At 53.5% G+C, this 21,097-nt stretch carries 10 protein-coding genes; 7 read left to right on the plus strand and 3 right to left on the minus strand.

Annotation, left to right across the window (positions count from 1 at the left end; genetic code table 11):
- Nucleotides 1-224: 224 nt before the first annotated feature.
- On the plus strand, nt 225-7,625 hold the full coding sequence (locus OI69_RS16385; protein ID WP_235319710.1) for a retention module-containing protein: 7,401 nt from the start codon (nt 225-227) through the stop codon (nt 7,623-7,625).
- 159 nt (nt 7,626-7,784) lie between these two features.
- A complete protein-coding gene (locus OI69_RS16390; protein WP_039352792.1) occupies nt 7,785-8,129 on the plus strand; it encodes a hypothetical protein in 345 nt (114 codons plus the stop codon).
- Between the two features lie 103 nt (nt 8,130-8,232).
- Here the strand turns inward: OI69_RS16390 and lapD are convergent, their stop codons facing one another.
- Nucleotides 8,233-10,185 carry a cyclic di-GMP receptor LapD gene (gene lapD / locus OI69_RS16395; RefSeq protein ID WP_039352795.1) on the minus strand — a complete coding sequence of 651 codons (1,953 nt, stop codon included), beginning with the start codon at nt 10,183-10,185 and terminating at the stop codon, nt 8,233-8,235.
- Nucleotides 10,186-10,194: 9 nt separating this feature from the next.
- Nucleotides 10,195-10,884: a cysteine protease LapG gene (gene lapG, locus OI69_RS16400; protein ID WP_039352798.1), complete on the minus strand. Its 690-nt coding sequence runs from the start codon at nt 10,882-10,884 to the stop codon at nt 10,195-10,197.
- Between the two features lie 158 nt (nt 10,885-11,042).
- On the opposite strand from lapG, the gene murQ reads away from it, so the two are divergent.
- From murQ to tadA, 3 genes are all read left to right on the plus strand, one after another.
- A complete protein-coding gene (gene murQ, locus OI69_RS16405; protein ID WP_080752654.1) occupies nt 11,043-11,969 on the plus strand; it encodes an N-acetylmuramic acid 6-phosphate etherase in 927 nt (308 codons plus the stop codon).
- A gap of 31 nt (nt 11,970-12,000) precedes the next feature.
- Nucleotides 12,001-12,639: a phosphatidylglycerophosphatase C gene (gene yfhb / locus OI69_RS16410; RefSeq protein ID WP_039352801.1), complete on the plus strand. Its 639-nt coding sequence runs from the start codon at nt 12,001-12,003 to the stop codon at nt 12,637-12,639.
- A gap of 63 nt (nt 12,640-12,702) precedes the next feature.
- Nucleotides 12,703-13,209 carry a tRNA adenosine(34) deaminase TadA gene (gene tadA, locus OI69_RS16415; RefSeq protein ID WP_072034314.1) on the plus strand — a complete coding sequence of 169 codons (507 nt, stop codon included), beginning with the start codon at nt 12,703-12,705 and terminating at the stop codon, nt 13,207-13,209.
- Nucleotides 13,210-13,350: 141 nt separating this feature from the next.
- Here the strand turns inward: tadA and mltF are convergent, their stop codons facing one another.
- Entirely contained in the window at nt 13,351-14,859 is a 1,509-nt protein-coding gene (gene mltF, locus OI69_RS16420) for a membrane-bound lytic murein transglycosylase MltF (protein WP_039352804.1), read from the minus strand.
- Between the two features lie 216 nt (nt 14,860-15,075).
- Between mltF and purL the strand changes: the two genes are divergently transcribed.
- The gene (gene purL / locus OI69_RS16425) at nt 15,076-18,963 is read left to right on the plus strand and encodes a phosphoribosylformylglycinamidine synthase (RefSeq protein WP_039352807.1); all 3,888 of its coding nucleotides are present in this window, start codon (nt 15,076-15,078) and stop codon (nt 18,961-18,963) included.
- Nucleotides 18,964-19,656: 693 nt separating this feature from the next.
- Nucleotides 19,657-21,093, plus strand: coding sequence for a sensor histidine kinase (locus OI69_RS16430; RefSeq protein WP_039352810.1), 1,437 nt, complete (start codon nt 19,657-19,659; stop codon nt 21,091-21,093).
- Nucleotides 21,094-21,097: the final 4 nt, after the last annotated feature.

Consider the following 21,097-nt stretch of genomic DNA (forward strand, 5'->3'; position numbering starts at 1 on the left):
GAGTAAAATTATGGAAAGAATATTCTGAATTTTTTATTATATCGTTCACTGAGTCAAGCGTTTGACGCATACCCACAGCACTATCGTAACGTTTTTTTTAACAGAATGTCAGGGCGACACACAGCAAATCAATCTTATCAGGACGATAGTGGAAATTTATAACCATACATATCGCTAATTATAAAAATAATTAAAGATATCAAGGAGAAATAATTTTGAACGGTGTGATTGGCGTCATTAAATTCGTTATTGGACATGTTTTTATCGTCGCGCTTGATGGAAGCCTGAGATTGCTGGTTGCTGGCGATCGGATTTATAGCGGTGAAGAAGTGGTCACTGGCGCTGACGGTGCAGTTTCAATCACATTACCTGATGGTAAAACCCTGGATCTGGGGCGAGATAGCCGCTGGAGCGATGTGATCAGCGCGTTTCCTCAGAAAAACGGGGATGTCGCTAATGATGTCGCGGCTATACAAGATGCTATCGCCCAGGGAGCTGACCCAACACAAGTGTTAGAGGCCACTGCCGCAGGTAATGACGATGTAGGAGAAGCGGGAGACGGCGGCGGTAGGCATTCAACGGTCGTATTGGATTTAACGGCTGATGTCGTGAATGTTCCCTTGAGTGGTTACGAGACAACTAGCCTGTCGCTTACTGACATAACGTCCCCCATTCAGGAAAGCGCAGGTATCTCCTCGTTGGTTGTTACAACAACAGAAACCACCGATATCACACCGTCTTCTGTCACCCTTGTCATAAATGGTGATGGCACAATCAGTTTCGTTTTCACAAAACCCCCTGTAGGTTTTGATCTTAGTGATATCACCGTAACCAATGGCACGGTAACAAATTTGGTGCAGGATCCTAACGATCCTATGCGCTGGACGGCGACACTGACACCTGCCACCGATTTTGAGGGAGAAGTTCGCGTTAGTGTTCCGGATGGCAGCTACACCGATGACTCGGGTATTCCAGGCTTGGGGGGAAGTGATGCGGTCACGGTGGACACCCTGCCTCCTGTTGCTTCAATTTCAATTGATAACGTTACCAGCGATAACGTAATTAATGCGGCCGAGTCCGGCCAGACCATCGCGGTGACCGGTAAAGTCGGTAATGACGTTAATGCCGGAGATGCGGTGACGGTTAGCGTCGGCACCGAGACCTACCAGACCACGGTAAATACCGATAAAACCTGGAGCGTGAATGTGCCGGGTTCGGTACTGGCGGCGAATAGCGATGTGAGTGCATCGGTCACCACGCGTGATACCGCCGGTAATGTGACTACCGCGAACGCTAATCACACTTATGGTGTGGATACTGTTGCGCCAACAGCGTTGATTTCTATTGATAACGTTACGTCGGATAATGTGATTAACGTTGCCGAGTCCGGCCAGATCATCGCGGTAACGGGTCAAGTTGGTAATGACGTCAACGCCGGAGATGCGGTGACGGTTAACGTCGGCACCGAGACCTACCAGACGACGGTGAATGCCGATAAAACCTGGAACGTAAATGTGCCGGGTTCGGTACTCGCCGCGAATGCGGATGTGAGTGCCACCGTGACCACCCGAGATCCCGCCGGTAATGTGACTACCGCGAACGCTAATCACACTTACGGTGTCGATACCGTTGCGCCAATGGCCTCGATCTCCATCGATAATGTCACGTCGGATAACGTGATTAATGCGGCTGAGTCCGGGCAGACCATCGCGGTGACGGGTAAAGTCGGTAATGACGTCAACGTCGGGGATGCAGTAACGGTTACTGTCGGCTCCGAGACCTATCAGACAACGGTGAATGCCGATAAATCCTGGAGCGTGAATGTGCCGGGTTCGGTACTCGCCGCGAATAGCGATGTGAGTGCCAGCGTGACCACCCGCGATCCAGCCGGTAACGTCACCACCGCTAACGCCAGTCACACTTACGGTGTCGATACCATTGCGCCAGCCGCATCCATCTCTATTGATGATGTCACGTCGGATAACGTGATTAACGTTGCCGAATCAGGCCAGACCATCGCGGTAACGGGTCAAGTCGGTAATGAGGTGAAAGTCGGGGATGCGGTGACGGTTACCGTCGGCAGCGAGACCTACCAGACCACGGTGAATGCCGATAAAACCTGGAACGTAAATGTGCCGGGTTCGGTGCTGGCGGCGAATGCGGATGTGAGTGCTTCTGTTACCACCCGCGATACCGCTGGTAATATCACCACCGCCAATGCCAGTCACGCTTACGGTGTGGATACGGTTGCGCCAGCCGCTGTTATCTCTATTGATAACGTTACGTCAGATAACGTGATTAATGCTGCCGAGTCCGGGCAGACCATCGCGGTGACCGGTAAAGTCGGTAATGACGTCAACGCCGGAGATGCGGTGACGGTCAAGGTCGGCTCTGAGACCTACCAGACGACGGTGAATGCTGATAAAACCTGGAATGTGAATGTGCCGGGTTTGGTGCTGGCGGCGAATAGCGATGTGAGTGCTTCGGTCACCACGCGTGATGCGGCAGGCAACGTCACCACCGCCAATGCCAGCCACGCTTACGGTGTCGATACGATTGCGCCAGCCGCATCCATCTCTATTGATGATGTCACGTCGGATAACGTGATTAACGCTGCCGAATCCGGCCAGACCATCGCGGTGACGGGTCAAGTTGGTAATGAGGTGAAAGCCGGGGATGCGGTAACGGTTAACGTCGGCACCGAGGCCTACCAGACGACGGTGAATGCTGATAAAACCTGGAATGTGAATGTGCCGGGTTCGGTACTGGAGGTGAATAGCGATGTCAGTGCCACGGTCACCACGCGTGATGCGGCAGGCAACGTCACCACCGCCAACGCCAGTCACGCTTACGGTGTCGATACGATTGTGCCAACGGCATTGATTTCTATTGATAATATCACTGCTGATAACGTGATTAACGTTGCCGAATCTGGGCAGACCATCGCGGTAACGGGTACAGTCGGTAATGACGTCAACGCCGGAGATGCGGTGACGGTTAACGTCGGCAGTGAGACCTACCAGACCACGGTGAATGCCGATAAAACCTGGAGTGTGAATGTGCCGGGTTCGGTGCTGGCGGCGAATGCGGATGTGAGCGCCACGGTTACGACGCGTGATGCGGCAGGCAACGTCACTACCGCCAATGCCAGCCACGCTTACGGTGTCGATACGGTGGCACCAACGGCGTTGATTTCTATCGATAATGTCACGTTGGATAACGTGATTAACGTTGCCGAGTCCGGGCAGACCATCGCGGTAACGGGTCAAGTTGGTAATGAGGTGAAAGCCGGAGATGCGGTGACGGTTACCGTCGGCTCCGAAACCTATCAGACCACGGTGAATACCGATAAAACCTGGAGTGTGAATGTGCCGGGTTCGGTACTCGCCGCGAATGCGGATGTGAGTGCTTCTGTCACCACGCGTGATGCGGCAGGCAACGTCACCACCGCCAATGCCAGTCACGCTTACGGTGTCGATACGATTGCGCCAGCTGCATCCATCTCTATTGATGATGTCACGTCGGATAACGTGATTAACGCTGCCGAATCCGGCCAGACCATCGCGGTGACCGGTAAGGTTGGTAACGACGTCAACGCCGGAGATGCGGTGACGGTTACCGTCGGCACCGAGACCTACCAGACCACGGTGAATGTCGATAAAACCTGGAACGTAAATGTGCCGGGGTCGGTACTGGCTGCCAATAGCGATGTGAGTGCCACGGTCACGACGCGTGATCCAGCCGGTAATATCACCACCGCCAACGCCAGCCATACTTACGGTGTCGATACCGTTGCGCCAATGGCCTCGATCTCCATCGATAATGTCACGTCGGATAACGTGATTAACGTTGTCGAGTCCGGCCAGACCATCGCGGTGACCGGTAAAGTCGGTAATGACGTCAACGCCGGAGATGCGGTGACGGTTACCGTCGGCACCGAGACCTATCAGACCACGGTGAATGCCGATAAAACCTGGAGTGTGAATGTGCCGGGGTCGGTACTGGCGACCAATAGTGATGTGAGTGCTTCGGTCACCACCCGCGATACCGCTGGTAATGTGACTACCGCGAACGCTAATCACACTTATGGTGTGGATACCATTGCGCCAACGGCGTTGATTGCTATTGATAATGTCACGTCGGATAACGTGATTAATGCCGCCGAGTCCGGCCAGACCATCGCGGTGACCGGTAAAGTCGGTAATGACGTCAACGCCGGAGATGCGGTGACGGTTACCGTCGGCACCGAGACCTACCAGACCACGGTGAATGCCGATAAAACCTGGAACGTAAATGTGCCGGGTTCGGTACTGGCGGCGAATGCGGATGTGAGTGCTTCGGTCACCCTGCGTGATACGGCGGGTAATGTTATAACGGCGAATACCCATCATACCTATGGTGTGGATATGACTGCCCCCGACATTGGTATTACGAATTTTGCCGATAACGATGGGTATATTAACCAGAGTGAGTCAAAAAATACGCTTGTCAGCGGCACCAGTAGCGAGAAGACGGTCGAGCTGGTCTTTACCGATGTGAGTGGTAAGTCGGTGACGTTGCACGACGTGCCTGTGATGAATGGCAAATGGCAGACGACTGTCGATCTGAGCACGTTAGCGGAAGGCAAAATTACCGCAGGGGCCACGGCGACCGATGCGGCAGGTAATCAGGCGCATGATAGCAGTCAAGCCATCATGGATATTACCCCGCCTGTGGCACAGGACAATACGGTGTCGGGTACGGAAGATACGCCGCTATCGATTGACTGGAGCGATCTGGTGGTATCGAGTGATACCACCAGCATCGTCATTTCCTCATTGCCGCCAGCCAGCGCTGGCACGCTCTATTTTAATGATAATGGAAGTTGGAAAGCGGTCGCGGTTGGGCAAGCCTTTACGACTGATAACACCGATCTGCGTTTCATGCCCGTGGGTCATATCTCGGGTGCATCGCTGGGGGATGTGGGTTATCAGCCTATCGATATCGCGGGTAATACGGGCAATCAGGCCGCGCTGCATGTGGGTATTACGCCAGTGGCCGATGCGCCAGTAGTGACCCTAAGCATCACCAGCGGGGCGACGACGCCAACCTCTGCGGAAATTATTCAGGTCAATGGCGGTAGTGCTAACGGTGGCTTTGACGTTCAAAATGGGAAAATCGTTGCTGTGGGCAGTGGTGTTCGCGTCTGGTTGACTGAAGGGGATCCGATACCCACGGTGGTCGGCACGGGCAAAGTGGCCTACTACAGTCAGGGCAATACCAGCGGGGAGGGTAGCTACAGTGATATCTTCGTTGTGCATTCCAACAGCGGGTATTTCTATCGACAGAGTGATTGGCCTGCCGATCGAAAAGATCACCGCGATCTGGATTCGTTTAACGGTAACAGGACGAATAACGGCAGCAGTGCCCATTCTGACTATGTGTTTGTCATGAAGGAAGCAGGTTACACCTACAGTGCAACCTACAGTACGAATAACAATCAGGATACGTCGGTCAACACGCTGGATGGATTGAAGGTCAACTATACCGATAGCAGCGGTAAGTCAGGCTCGTTCACTACACAGGTCAGCAACAATATTGAAGGCGTGATCTACAGCGACGGTACGACGTACACTCCGGGCACTAACAGCACGACGGTGGAAACGGTGCCCGGTCAGGCAGGCACGCAGACGCATACGCTGGATGTTTCGGCGGCGTTGACCGATCGCGACGGCAGTGAAACCCTGTCAGGGATCACGCTAACAGGAATACCGCAGGGGACGGTGTTGACTGACCACATTAACAATGTGACGTATACCGTTGGCGCAGATGGGTATTATCTCATCAAAAATGCCAGCAACGCACAGACGCTGGCAGGGACGATCACCCTTGAGGTGCCAGTTGATGCCGGTAAGTTCAACGTGGTGGCGCAGGCGACATCGACAGAAATCGCCAACCACGATACCGCGACTGGCTACTCTGCTGGCGGCGTTGAGCAGTATGGAATGAGCGTTGGTGCGATAGGCGATGACAATATGTCCGGTACACATAGTCACGATGTGATGGTGGCGGATGTATCGGGTTTGCAGATCATTGAAGGGCAGAATTACAACATTGCATTTATGGTTGACTCATCCGGCAGTATGTCGTCAACGGATATCGAAAATACGCGTACGTCGTTGAGTAATCTGTTCAAAAGCCTGATCAATAGCGCTAGCGGTGTGAATGCCGGGACGGTGAACGTTTTCCTCGCTGACTTTGATACGCAGGTAGGGAAAACCGTATCCGTAAATCTGAACGATACCAATGCGCTGGATAAGCTGACCGCCGTATTGAATTCAATGGTTGGTGGGTCGGCTTCAGGAGGCGGCACCAACTACGAAGATGTATTCAAGACGACAGCAAACTGGTTTCAGAGCGACACGGTGAAAAATAATGTGGGCAATAACCTGACGTATTTTATTACCGATGGTGAGCCGACCTACTACCAGACCAATGAATCCAATGAAGTACGCGTGAGTGACTGGTGGCAGTCGCTGAACATCGACAATATTACCTACACCCTTGGGCAGTCTTACTCTATGGATGTTCGCGGTGCCGTACGTGAGGTCATTGATAGTAACGGTAACGTTTATCAATACGCCTGGAGCGACAGCAAAAATAAAGTCGTCGGGACAGTCATCGGGCAAGTACATGCGCAGGGGGATGGAACCTATGAAATCTCTTCACTGGGTGGCGTAGGTAATAACAGCGGCTACTGGGGGGATAACCGGGCTGCCAGTAATACGAATGCGACTCAGGCCTTTAACTTGCTGAAAATGCAATCCACTATTGAAGCTATCGGTATTGGCGCTGATTTAAATGCCGATACGCTGAAACGCTACGACACGGACGGTGTGGTTCAGGATCATATCGATCCTGCTAACCTCAATAAAGCCATTTTAGGGAGCAGCGAGTCGATACCTGCGGGTAATGACCAACTGAATGGTGGGTTGGGAAATGACATTCTGTTCGGTGATGTGGTGTCGTTCCCGAATATCGATGGTAATGGTATTACTGCCTTGCAGAACTACATTGGCAAGCAATTAGATATGCAAACGGGTGTACCGACCGCGAAAGAGATGAATAGCTACATTTCGGCACATAGCGCTGAGTTTGATCTCTCGTCGGCGAAAGATGGCAATGACATCCTCAACGGTGGAACAGGAAATGATATTCTTTTTGGTCAGGGTGGAAATGACACGCTGATTGGCGAAGAGGGTAACGATCTGCTGTATGGCGGCGCGGGGGATGACATCCTGATTGGTGGTGCAGGGGGCGATACGCTGATGGGTGGCGCTGGCGCAGATACCTTTAAGTGGCAGGCGGGCGACATTGGCAATGATGTGATCAAAGACTTTAACGCCAAAGAGGGGGATCGGATTGATTTAAGCGATCTGGTCGGCGAACTGGAGGACGGCACCGATATCAGCCGCTACATTCGCATCACCGATAATCACGGTTCGCCGATGATTGAAGTGAGTACCGCAGGGAACTTTACGGCGGATAAAGGCGGGACGGTTGCGGTGTCGATTACGTTGGAACATTATAACGGCGCATTACCGTCGCTGGAGAGTCTGGTCAGTAAGCCTGAACCGTCTAGCTGACAACAAGGGGATAAGAAGCCAATCTGGTTAATGCTGTTCACTTAAGCGTAGATTTACTCGCCCAGTTCCTGTGCTCGCCCCCGGTATCTCGATGCTTAAACGGTCTACATTAGCCTATCTGGCTGCTTTCTTTATCACGCAATTAAAGGGACTCCGAAAATGTTTTATATCCAGCGCGACGGTGATGGTCATCTGATAAAGGTAGAGCAGCGTCCTTTTCCTGACATGAATGGCGAACTCCCTGACGATTCGCGTGAAGCGCAGGCCTGGTTCCGCAGCCATCAGGCAGCGATGTCCAGCTTACAGCAACTGCGGCAAAGCGATCTGGAAATGGTGCGCGTGCTGGAGGATCTCATTCAGGTTTTGATCCAGAAAGGCGTGGTGAGCATTACCGACTTCCCTCAGGCGGCGCAACTGAAGTTGATCAATCGTGCGCAGGCGCGTGAAGCGCTGAATGGCGGATTGAACAAGCTGATTGGTGATGATGAAGAAACAATGTTTTGATAAGAGACATGTTTTGATGAGACAAGACATTACTGCCTATCCCGGCTTCATTGCCGTAGAGAACACCGGGATAGTTTTACGTACGTATTAACATGGCATCGCGTCAGCTTCTGACGGCTGGCATGGGTTCACCCAGTAGCCGTCCCATCGCACCCTGTAATCCCATTTCCTGAAGTACGTGCAATTCACCTGCGGTTTCAACGCGCTCGGCGATGAGCGGCAGCGCAATACTGTTGGTCGCACGATACAGCGCTTCGATAAACATGTGCTTATCGTCTTCCTGATCGATATTGCGAATGTAGCTGCCATCGACTTTCAGGTAAGCCAGTCCCCACTGGGACAAGTTGCCGATCATATTAAAGCGTCCACCAAAATGCTGTAACCCCAGCGCGCAGCCATGCTCATTCAGCAGCCTGATCAAGGCTTCCAGTTGGGCGATGTCTGGCAATTGGTTCTCATCCAGTTCCAGAATCAGCCGTCTGGCGACGTCGGGTTGATGCTTCAGCGGGGCAAGCAGGTCGGCGAGCAGGCGGAGGTCCAGAACGGTGCTGCCGGACAGACTTAATGCCAGATTACCATCGTGCTGGCGCAGATAGTCCAGCACTTCGCGCAGCATCGTCTGATCCAGCCGGGTATCCCAGCCAAAGCGTTGGATCCACGGCAGGAAACGACCTGCGGCGATGCTGTTCCCTTGTTCATCCTGAATACGAGCCAGTACCTTATGATGCAAAACCTGGTTGGGATCGTCACAGGCCACGACAGGTTGCAGAAAAAGCTGTAACCGTTCCTGTTCCAAAATAGGATCAAGGAGGTTAAACCATCGATGGCGATCGGTTTCGATCTGTTCGGCACTGACGGGCGGAATCTCGTAAGGCGCGGTGGTGTCGGTATTGCTTTCGGCTCGTGTGAGCGCCTGATCCCCTTGAACAAACAGGGATTGTGCGGTATCTCCGGGGCGGAAGGGCACCATGCCGAATTGCGCGACAGGGGAGACATCGGTTTCGCCCGTCAGATGTAAGGTTTCGATGCTGCGGGTCAGTTCGTCAATCAGCGCATGGGCTTCTTTATCGACCAGACCGGGGCAAAACAGCGCGAATTCTCCCCCACGGATGCGCGCCAGCAGGCTCTCTGCATTCGTATGCTGTTTCTGTGCGTTACGCAGGATATGCCCGACGGAGGCTAACAGCGCGTCGGTACGTTGGCCGCCCAGACGCTGGTTCATGCCCGCCAGATCCTGCACGCGAATCATAATAAGAAAGCCGGGGGCGGTTTCCTCATCAGCCAGCTTGTCGCTGAACTGCATGTCAAACGCACGGCGATTATTCAATCCGGTTTGTGGATCCTGATAGGCTTCCTGACGCAAGCGTTCGCTGCGTTCTGCTTCCTCTTCAAACAGCGTTTTGAGCTTGCTGACCATCAGGTTCATCGCCTGTGCGACGCGACGGAATTCAGGGGTATTGGGTAAATCCGGCTGGCTAAGGAATTCACGACGGGTAATCGCCAGCGACTGATCGACAATGTAGTCAAGCGGGCGTAGCTGACGGCGCAGGAACAGCGCGCCGATAAACACGCCCAGCGTGCCGCAGCCTAGCAGCCACAGGAAAGAGGCCGTACTGCTGCGCCACAGTCGGGTTACCGCGAACATCGGGTGGCTGACCACTTCAACTTTTGCCGCCTGCTCCCAACCGCGCATCACGATGGCCTCTCCTGCACCGGGCTGAAGGTTGACTAGCCGGACAAACCAGAGCGGGACATCAGGGACATCCGGTGATGCGGTGCGTTCCAGCGTGACGTTGCCGGTTTTTAAGTCTCGTACGCGAATACTGGAAAAATAGCCGCTGTCAAAAATCGAGCTAACCATCAGTTCCACCATCGCCGGGTCATCAATATTCGGCGTCAGTGAAAGCCCGAGGGCGGTCGCGGCATCCTGCGCGTGAGAGTGAAGCTGGTTATTGTATTGCCCACGCGAATTTTCCAGGCTGACGAAAAAACTCCCGCTGAAAATGATTAGCACAAACAGGCAGATGGCTATCAGTAATTGTTTGTATAGAGACATAGCCTACCTTTACTCCTCAATTGAAAACCCTTCGGCACGCATTTTGGTTAATACATCCTGCCAGCGTGAAAGCCGTTTACTGTCACCGACGCGTTTATTACTGCCGCTGGCTCCCGGCAACCACAGGCCGCCGCCGTTAAAGGCATACACCGGAACCAAATCATTGCGCTCTGTCGCAGGTTGGATCTTATCGGTCAGATTATCCAGCACCAGTGGAATCGAGGTCGGCGTGGGATAATAGGTCAGCACCATATGTGCTTTATTCAGACGCAGAGCTTTAACATAGGTGATGCGCAATTTGTCGGCTGGGACGCCTAAATGGCGCAGCGTAAAATACTTGGCCAGCGCGTAATCCTCGCAGTCCCCGGCACCTTTACGCAGTGCTTCAATCGGGGTGGCCCAGTAATCTTCCTGATTCCAGATGACGCTATCATCGCGAAACAGCATGCGGTCATTGAAAAATTGATTCACGCTGCTCAGCAACGCCTTTTCCTCTTTGTTACGGGAAGCGGCCAACAGCGTTTGCCATTCGTCTATCCGGCGGCGGGCATCGGGCGTTGCCGGGCCATAAAGCTGCTCGGTACGTTGATGAATAGTAATAAAATCCCAGTCAGCACGCAGAGAACCCGCCAGCAGAAACAGCAGACAGCTAATAAAGAAAAGCTTGTTACCGGATAGCCCGAATTTGGGGAGCCGCACTGAGGTTTCTCTGTTTGCTTTGCGAGATGAAGGTGGAACGTGAAGCCGATAATGTTATGCACAATAGCGTACTTTTACACACCCCAAAAGCAGTATAGTGGTGAAAACGATGGTTTGTCATCGGCGTATAGCACGCTGATATAGCATGAGGTAGCGGAATGTGTTCAGGCATGATGGATAAAGAAAATCTGGATTTAGGGAGACTGGTTTCCGAAACGCGAAATCCGGCAACGATGACGTTGGATCAGCTTTCTACGCTGGAGATGATGCAGGTATTTAATCAGGAAGATCGGAAAGTGCCGGAGGCAATTGCGCAGGTTTTACCCGCCATTGCTGAAGCTGTCGATCTGGCGACGGCTTCGCTACAGGCGGGTGGACGGCTGATCTATCTGGGGGCGGGCACTAGCGGCCGTTTAGGCGTGCTGGATGCTTCAGAATGTCCACCGACGTTTGGTGTGCCGCATGGGGTGGTTATCGGCCTGATTGCAGGTGGACCGGGCGCATTGCTAAAAGCGGTAGAAGGCGCAGAAGACGATCCCGCACTTGGGGCGGCAGATTTGAAAGCGTTGGATGTCACTGCTGCCGATATGGTAATTGGCCTGGCGGCATCAGGCCGGACGCCGTATGTCATTGGCGCGTTGCGCTACGCGCGCGGTATAGGCTGCCGGACAGCGGCGATTTCCTGTAACCCCCATTCGCCTATCGCGCAGGAAGCTCAGGTGGCGATTTCTCCGGTGGTTGGCCCCGAGGCCTTAACCGGCTCGACACGGATGAAATCGGGAACGGCGCAAAAATTAGTCCTGAATATGATTTCTACTGGTGTAATGGTTAAGCTGGGGAAGGTGTACCAGAATTTGATGGTCGATGTGAAAGCCACTAATGTGAAGCTGTTGGATCGGGCGTGTCGGATTGTGGTGGAAGCCACAGGCGTTGAAAGGGACAGGGCGCGGCAGGCGTTGGAGCAGGCGGATAATGACGTGAAGCCGGCGATTCTCATGCTGCTGGCGAATATTGACGTGGAAGCGGCGCGTGAACGTCTGAAACAGCACAACGGCTATCTGCGTGAGGCGCTGATTAACGGATAAGACTATTGTGACGTAAGTCGGGAGAAACGTTTTGAGTGATAAGCGAGAACAACGCATTGTTTTTTTCGATCTGGATGGCACATTGCATCAGCAAGATATGTTTGGCAGCTTTTTGCGTTTCTTGATTCGTCGGTTGCCGCTAAATCTTATCCTGGTTATTCCGCTATTGCCCGTTATCGGTCTGGGATTATTGATTCGCGGTCGCGCGGCACGGTGGCCGATGAGCGGGTTGCTGTGGGCGATTACATTTGGGCGTGATGAAGACAAGCTGGTTCAACTGGAAAAGCAGTTTGTCAGCGCGTTTCGTCATGCTGTTATCCCTTTTCCGCAGGTGCAGCAGCGGCTGAAAAGCTATCTTGAAGACAGCGAGGCGCAGGTCTGGCTAGTGACCGGATCGCCACAGCGATTGGTGGAGCAGGTCTATCACGATGCGCCTTTTCTGCCCGGCGTTCGCCTAATGGGGAGCCAGATTACCCGTCGCTACGGCGGCTGGGTATTGACGTTGCGTTGCCTTGGACATGAAAAAGTCGTGCAGATGGAGCAGCGTTTGGGCGCGCCGCTCAAACTTTACAGCGGTTACAGCGACAGTAAGCAGGACAATCCGTTGCTCTATTTTTGCGAACATCGCTGGCGCGTAACGCCCGAAGGCCGCTTGCAACAGTTGGAATGATTTTTTCATCCTTTCATCTAGGTATAATGCGCCGCCAAAATATGACGAATTGAGTGAGGAAACGTGAGTAGCCTGCGTAACGATGAATACTGGATGCGCCATGCATTAACGCTGGCTCAGCGTGCTCAGGATGAAGGTGAAGTGCCGGTTGGTGCCGTGCTGGTGCGGGATAATGAAGCGATCGGAGAAGGGTGGAACCGGCCGATAGGGCATCACGATCCTACCGCGCACGCGGAGATTATGGCGCTGCGGCAGGGAGGCCAGGTGTTGCAGAACTACCGCCTGCTGGAGACCACGCTGTATGTCACGCTAGAGCCGTGCATCATGTGTGCAGGCGCGATGATCCACAGCCGCATTGGCCGCCTGGTTTACGGCGCATCAGATGAGAAAACGGGGGCGGCGGGGTCGCTGCTGGATATTCTGCGCCACCCCGGTATGAATCATCAGATTGTGATTGAATCCGGCATTCTGGCGGATGAATGCTCCGCAACGCTCAGCACGTTTTTCCGTCTGCGCCGTGAACAGCATAAAGCCCGACGTGCAGCCGAGAAAAACGCCTCGCAGCCGTAGCCTAACGCCGATCGTTTAAGAACTGAGAAACACGAGGTGAGGTGTCCCGGCGGGAACCACGCCCCGTGTTTCTCCTAAAATGAGGCTGAAGTAATCAGTACTCGTGCTGGCGTCGCGGTGTTTTTCTTCCTTTATGCAGGCTTATTCCGGCACCTTGTTGAGAGGAACCGCCGGATAGCCCTGTGCGATTTGGGTGTGCTGCTGCGCTTTGGCGTCTTTTTCTATCAGGTAACCTTCCAGACTCACCATATAGCGCCGAATGTTTTCCACGTAGTTGTAGGCTTCATGTCCCCGTGCGTAGCCGTAGGTGGTTTGAGTGTAATAACGCTTTTGGCTCAGCATCGGCAGGCGCATTTTCACATCGACCCAACTGTCGGGATTCCCTTTCTGTTTTTCCGTCAATTTACGCGCATCAAGCAGATGGGCGTATCCCATGTTGTAGGACGCTAACGCAAACCAGATTTTTTCATCCTCTGGGATGGTATCCGGCATTTTCTGCATCATGTGCGACATATACTGCGCGCCGCCGCGAATACTTTGCTCAGGGTCGACGCGATCGGTAACGTTCAGACTTTCAGCGGTGTTGCGCGTGAGCATCATCAGCCCACGAACGCCGGTCGGGGAGGTCGCCTGTGGGTTCCAGTGTGACTCCTGATAGGAGATGGCGGCCAGCAGCTTCCAGTCGATATCGGTGGCGTATTTTTCGAACAGCGGGCGTAGATCTGGCAGCGTTTCATCAATCGCGCTCAGGAACGTGGTGGTATCGACGTAGTCAAATTCGCCAACGTGACCGAGATATTTCTCTTCCAGACGTGCCAGCGTGCCGTCTTCAACAATCTGGCTGAAGAAGTCCAGCAGGGCGGCAGACAGGCTGTCATCGTGCGAACGGCGCATATACCAGGTGACCGGTTCTTCGTCGCTGAGATCAAAGGCGACGGCGAGCTGGGGATGGATGCGCTGCATCAACCCGATGGTGACGGAATCACCCAGCGTGTAGTCCAGCTTGCCATCGGCAACCTGCTTCAGTAATTCCTGCGTGCTCTGATCGGAGGCGGATTCCCAGTTTAGCTGCGGGTATTTTTCCGCTTTGAGATCGCGCAGCGTAGTCGCGTGAGCAGAGCCGGATGTGACGACGAGACGGCCTTGCAGCTTATCCAGTGTTTTCGGACGGGGCGATCCGAGGCGGTAAACCAACTGTTGTGAAATGGAATAGTAGGTTGGGCCGGCACGGAAACGTTCCAAACGCTCGTGATTATAAATCAGCCCGGCAGCCAACAGATCGGCATCGTTACCGTCCAGATCGTCAAACAGTTCATCAAGATTCTTACGTGACGACACCACCAGCTTGACGCCGAGGTAATCGGCGAAACGTTTTGCCAGTTCGTAATCCAGACCTGTCGGGGATCCATTGCTCATTGCATAAGTCAGCGGTGAATTAACGGTGCTAATACGTAACTCGCCGCGTGAAAGGATCTGCCGGAGCTGAACATCCTGACTACTGCGCCAGGGAATGCTAGGCCACAGCGCTAACGCCAGCAGTAACGTGATAATCCCGATGAAAAAATAATTTAATTTTAAAGGTTTCAAATGGTTATCTCTCGGCGACCGTGTGGTCAGTCTGTCTGTAACGGCAGTTTTTTTATACGTCATTTCCCAGAGTGGGGGCATTTTGCTTAACAAACCGCCAGTGTGCAACTTTTATTGATTTGCTCACCGATTCATCATTTGCCAGAGGCGAAGTGAAATTATCGCCACGCAAACGGTTTCGTCCGAGGGAAGGATTCTCTATAATGTGCGCGTTTCCCCCCTGTTGTGCCCCATGGCTGTATCACAGCCAGTGCATCGAAGACGAGAGAACTTTAGATTATGGAAATACTGCGTGGTTCACCTGCTTTATCGGCTTTTCGTATTAATAAATTGCTGGTCCGTTGCAAAGAGCACGTTTTGCCAGTCAGCGATATCTATGCTGAATACGTACATTTCGCCGATGTCAGCGCCCCGCTGAACAACGATGAACAGGCCAAACTGACACGTTTGCTGAAGTATGGTCCTTCTCTCGCGGAGCACGAGCCGCAAGGCCATCTGTTACTGGTCACGCCGCGTCCCGGCACCATTTCTCCGTGGTCTTCTAAAGCAACGGATATCGCTCATAACTGTGGATTAAACAAAGTGCTGCGTCTGGAACGCGGTCTGGCTTTCTATATTCATGCGCCAACGCTGAGCGATGAACAGTGGCAACAACTGGGGGCACTGCTGCATGACCGGATGATGGAAAGCGTATTTAGCGACCTGAAACAGGCGGAAGCGCTGTTTTCTCATCATCAACCGGCACCTTTCAAACGCATTGAAGTTCTGTTGCAAGGGCGTCAGGCGCTGGAAGACGCAAACATTCGTCTGGGGCTGGCATTAGCGGAAGATGAAATTGATTATCTGCTGGACGCCTTCACCAAACTGGGACGTAACCCTAACGATATTGAACTGTATATGTTCGCACAGGCGAACTCTGAACACTGCCGCCACAAGATTTTCAACGCAGATTGGGTGATCGACGGCACCGCTCAGCCGAAATCGCTGTTCAAAATGATCAAAAACACCTTTGAACACACGCCCGATCACGTTCTCTCTGCCTATAAAGATAATGCCGCCGTTATGGAAGGTTCCGCTGTCGGGCGTTTCTATACGGATACCAACGGGCAATATGCTTACCATCAGGAAGATGCTCATATCCTGATGAAGGTGGAAACGCACAACCACCCGACCGCAATTTCCCCGTGGCCGGGGGCGGCCACCGGCTCTGGCGGTGAAATCCGCGATGAAGGCGCAACAGGCCGAGGATCCAAGCCGAAAGCGGGTCTGGTCGGCTTTTCCGTATCGAACCTGCGTATTCCTGGCTTTATCCAGCCGTGGGAAGAAGAAGAGTTTGGCAAGCCAGAACGCATTGTCAGCGCACTGGATATCATGACCGAAGGTCCATTAGGCGGCGCGGCCTTCAACAACGAATTTGGTCGTCCGGCGCTGACCGGTTATTTCCGTACTTATGAAGAGCGTGTCGATAGCCACAACGGCACGGAACTGCGCGGCTACCATAAACCGATTATGCTGGCGGGCGGGATTGGCAATATCCGCGCCGATCACGTTCAGAAAGGCGAAATTAGCGTCGGAGCCAAGCTGATTGTGCTGGGCGGGCCGTCCATGAATATCGGTCTGGGCGGCGGCGCGGCGTCTTCTATGGCATCAGGTCAGTCTGATGCGGATCTGGATTTTGCATCGGTACAGCGCGATAACCCGGAAATGGAGCGTCGCTGTCAGGAAGTGATTGACCGTTGCTGGCAGTTGGGTGAAGCGAACCCCATCCTGTTTATCCACGATGTTGGCGCTGGCGGTTTGTCCAACGCGATGCCGGAACTGGTGAGTGACGGTGGTCGCGGTGGTCGCTTTGAACTGCGCGATATTCTGAACGACGAGCCGGGCATGAGCCCGCTGGAAGTCTGGTGTAACGAATCGCAGGAACGCTACGTTCTGGCGGTTGCGCCAGAACAACTGGCACAGTTTGATGAAATTTGCCGTCGCGAGCGTGCACCTTATGCGGTGATCGGCGAGGCGACGGAAGAACTGCATCTGACGATGAACGATCGTCACTTCAACAACCAGCCTATCGACTTACCGCTGGATGTGCTGCTGGGTAAAACGCCGAAGATGCTGCGTGACGTGGAACGCAAGCAGGTTGAAGGCACGCGACTACAGCGTGACGAAATCTATCTGGCTGAAGCCGTCGAGCGCGTGCTGCACTTGCCGGTAGTGGCAGAAAAAACCTTCCTGATTACCATTGGTGACCGTTCTGTGACCGGCATGGTAGCTCGCGATCAGATGGTGGGGCCGTGGCAGGTGCCAGTGGCTGACTGTGCGGTGACGACCGCCAGCCTTGATAGCTATTACGGCGAGGCGATGTCTATTGGCGAACGTGCGCCAGTCGCGCTGCGTAATTTCGCGGCCTCCGCGCGTTTAGCCGTGGGTGAAGCATTGACAAACATTGCTGCCACGCACATCGGCCCGCTGACCCGCGTGAAGCTGTCAGCGAACTGGATGGCGGCTGCCGGGCACCCAGGCGAAGATGCCGGGTTGTACGATGCGGTGAAAGCGGTGGGCGAGGAGCTGTGTCCGGCGCTGGGTCTGACGATCCCGGTCGGTAAAGATTCCATGTCGATGAAAACCCGCTGGCAGGACGGCGATGAAGAACGCGCGGTCACATCGCCAATGTCATTGGTCATCTCTGCATTTGCTCGTGTGGAAGACGTGCGTCATACGGTAACGCCACAACTGCGCACCGGACAGGATAATGCGCTGCTGCTGATCGATCTGGGGGCTGGCAATAAGGCACTGGGTGCGACGGCATTGGCACAGGTTTATCGTCAACTGGGTCGTAAGACGGCAGATGTTCATAGCCCAGCACAGTTGGCGGGCTTCTTTAATGCCATACAGCAACTGGTTGCGGATAAAGCGCTTCTGGCTTACCACGACCGTTCAGACGGCGGCCTGCTGGTTACGCTGGCAGAGATGACGTTTGCAGGGCATTGCGGCATGACCGTCGATATCGCGTCTCAAGGCGACGATACGCTGGCGACGCTGTTCAACGAAGAGCTTGGCGCTGTCATTCAGATTCCTGCCGCACGTCGTGCTGAAGTGGAGGCCGTTCTGGCTGGGCATGGTCTGGCCGATTGCGTGCATTACCTCGGTCACGCTGAAGAAGGTACGCGTTTCACTATCAATAAAGGTGCGGAAGCGGTCTATCAGGAAAGCCGTTCGACGTTGCGCCGCTGGTGGGCGGAAACCAGTTGGCAGATGCAGCGCCTGCGTGATAACCCGCAGTGTGCCGATCAGGAACACATCGCCAGACAGGATGACAACGATCCCGGCTTAAACGTGTCCCTGACTTTCGATCCGCAGGAAGACATTGCGGCGCCGTATATCGCTAAGAATGTCCGGCCTAAAGTGGCCGTTCTGCGTGAGCAGGGTGTGAACTCTCACGTCGAAATGGCGGCGGCGTTCCACCGCGCGGGCTTTGATGCGATCGATATTCATATGAGCGATCTGCTGGCGAACCGCCGTAACTTGCAGGACTTCCAGGCACTGGTAGCCTGTGGCGGCTTCTCTTACGGTGATGTGCTGGGAGCGGGTGAAGGCTGGGCTAAATCTATTCTGTTCAACTCCCGCGTGCGTGATGAATTCGCTGAATTCTTCCTACGTCCTCAGACGCTGGCGCTAGGGGTCTGTAACGGTTGCCAGATGATGTCCAATCTGCGTGAACTGATTCCAGGTGCCGATCTCTGGCCGCGTTTTGTACGCAATAAATCCGACCGTTTTGAAGCACGCTTTAGTCTGGTCGAAGTGGAGAAAAGCCCGTCGCTGTTCATGAATGATATGGCAGGGTCGCGTATGCCAATTGCGGTTTCACACGGTGAAGGACAGGTTGAAGTGCGCGATGATGCGCATTTAGCGGCGATGGAAGAGCAGGGGCTGGTCGCGCTGCGTTACATTAATCACTATGGTCAGGTAACCGAGAACTATCCGGCTAACCCAAATGGCTCACCAAATGGTATTACGGCGGTCACCAGCACCAGTGGTCGGGCAACCGTCATGATGCCGCACCCTGAGCGCGTGTTCCGTACCGTTAGCAATTCCTGGCACCCAGAAGAGTGGGGTGAGGATGGCCCGTGGATGCGTCTGTTCCGCAATGCACGCAGACAGCTTGGCTAAGTGAATGTGACTGAGAGAAAGGAGCTTCGGCTCCTTTTTTTATAGCTGTTTTCTCGGCGTGTCGTTTTTTTGCGACGGATTGGTTTTTTATTGTCTCTAATGGGTGACATATAACTAATTGATTTATATAAGGGGTTTGATGGATCCATAAAGCTGTCTGTTTTTAGCGACATAAACCGTCTGTTTTGCGCGTATTTCCATGTGTTGCATTCCGGGTCATTGATTTCTCGGTGAAGGATAAAATAAAAATTATTAATAATCAGTTAGTTATTTGTTGTTTTGGGTGATTGGCATGGATAGTGCATGATAGCTTGTGTTGCTCATTCAACTGGTTATGATGGCGTTGCTCACTGGCAAATATATCGCTCATAACATCTGGAATGATGCCAAAAGAAAGGGTGCCTATCGTCCACCAAACCGATAACAGGGCGTGAAAACGAACGTTATCAAGCATCGGACGACACGTTGAGTGAGGCACCGCCTATTCAGCTATGCGGCCAGAGGGAGCGATTCTTCTGGCCGCGTGACGTTTTCGTGCCTGTTACACCTCTCCAGAGAATCCCTCCTGACTGCTTTTTACGGCGTTACATTGGCATTCATGCCGTATTGCGAAGCGTTGCGCATGTCGTAAGGGAAAACGTTGAACTTTTATCAGACTCAGTTAGCATCAGAGCGGATTCGATAGGTAACGAGATGATTTCTTTGAAACGATGGCGTTTATTCCCGCGTTCTCTGCGGCAATTAGTAATTATGGCGTTCTTGTTGGTACTGCTGCCGCTCTTAGTGCTGGCCTACCAGGCTTATCAAAGCCTGAACATGCTGAGCGAACAGGCGGCGGATATTAACCGGACAACGCTGGCGGATGCTCGTCGCAGTGAGGCGATGACCAGCGTAGCGTTAGCCATGGAGCGTAGCTACCGGCAATACTGCGTATTGGACGATCAGACGCTGGCGACGCTCTATCAGAACCAGCGTAAACAGTATTCGCAAATGCTGGACTCCCATGCGCAGGTGTTGCCCGATCCCCGCTACTACCAGACGCTGCGTCAACTTCTTACTCAACTCGGCGACATACGCTGCCATAACAGCGGCCCGGAACAAACGGCATCCGGCCTGTTGGAAGGGTTTTCTCGCGCTAACGGGCAGATGGTGCAGGTGACGCGTGATGTCGTGTTCTCCCGTGGGCAACAACTCCAGCAGGCCATTTCTGAACGCGGTCAGTTCTTTGGCTGGCAGGCGCTGCTGTTATTTCTGGTCAGCGTACTGCTGGTGGTTCTCTTTACGCGGATGATTATCGGCCCGGTTAATGGCGTAGAGCGTATGATTAACCGTCTCGGGGAAGGTCGTTCGTTGGGCAATACCAGCACCTTCAAAGGCCCGCGTGAGATTCGTACGCTGGCGCAGCGCATTATCTGGCTGAGCGAGCGTCTGTCCTGGCTGGAGTCACAACGGCATGAGTTCTTACGCCATATTTCCCATGAACTCAAAACACCGTTGGCGAGCCTGCGAGAAGGCACCGAACTGCTGGCGGATGAGGTCGTGGGGCCGCTGACTGCCGACCAGAAAGAAGTGGTGGCTATTCTTGATAGCAGTAGTCGCCATCTGTTACAGCTTATTGATCAACTACTGGACTATAATCGCAAACTGGCGGATACGCCGACCGAGCTGGAACGGGTTGAGATCGAAGAGATTGTCGATATTGTTGTGTCGTCCCACAGTCTGCCTGCCCGAGCCAAAATGATTCATACCGATGTGACGCTGGCCGTTGAACACTGCTGGGCGGAGACGACGCTGTTGATGCGAGTGATTGATAATCTCTATTCCAATGCGGTGCACTACGGTAAGGAATCCGGTAACATTTGGATTTATAGCCGTCAGGTTGGCAACCGCGTTCAGATTGATGTTGCCAATAATGGTACGCCCATTCCCGATGCAGAGCGGAGCATGATTTTTGAGCCTTTTTATCAGGGAAGCCATCAGCGCCGTGGTGCGGTCAAAGGAAGTGGACTAGGGCTGAGCATTGCGCGTGACTGTATCCGCCGTATGCGCGGTGAGCTTACTCTCATTTCCGTCGATTATGCTGATGTATGTTTCCGCATTGAGCTGCCCTTATTGTCCGATAATGAATAAAGTC

The sequence above is a fragment of the Pectobacterium fontis genome (genome assembly GCF_000803215.1).
GTDB lineage: Bacteria > Pseudomonadota > Gammaproteobacteria > Enterobacterales > Enterobacteriaceae > Pectobacterium > Pectobacterium fontis.

What these genes read in the sequence shown, in the direction of transcription:
- OI69_RS16390 (WP_039352792.1), top strand. Translation starts at nt 7,785, where the DNA reads ATGTTTTATATCCAGCGCGACGGTGATGGTCATCTGATAAAGGTAGAG.
- lapD (WP_039352795.1), bottom strand. Translation starts at nt 10,185, where the DNA reads ATGTCTCTATACAAACAATTACTGATAGCCATCTGCCTGTTTGTGCTA.
- murQ (WP_080752654.1), top strand. Translation starts at nt 11,043, where the DNA reads ATGTGTTCAGGCATGATGGATAAAGAAAATCTGGATTTAGGGAGACTG.
- mltF (WP_039352804.1), bottom strand. Translation starts at nt 14,859, where the DNA reads ATGACGTATAAAAAAACTGCCGTTACAGACAGACTGACCACACGGTCG.
- purL (WP_039352807.1), top strand. Translation starts at nt 15,076, where the DNA reads ATGGAAATACTGCGTGGTTCACCTGCTTTATCGGCTTTTCGTATTAAT.
- OI69_RS16430 (WP_039352810.1), top strand. Translation starts at nt 19,657, where the DNA reads ATGATTTCTTTGAAACGATGGCGTTTATTCCCGCGTTCTCTGCGGCAA.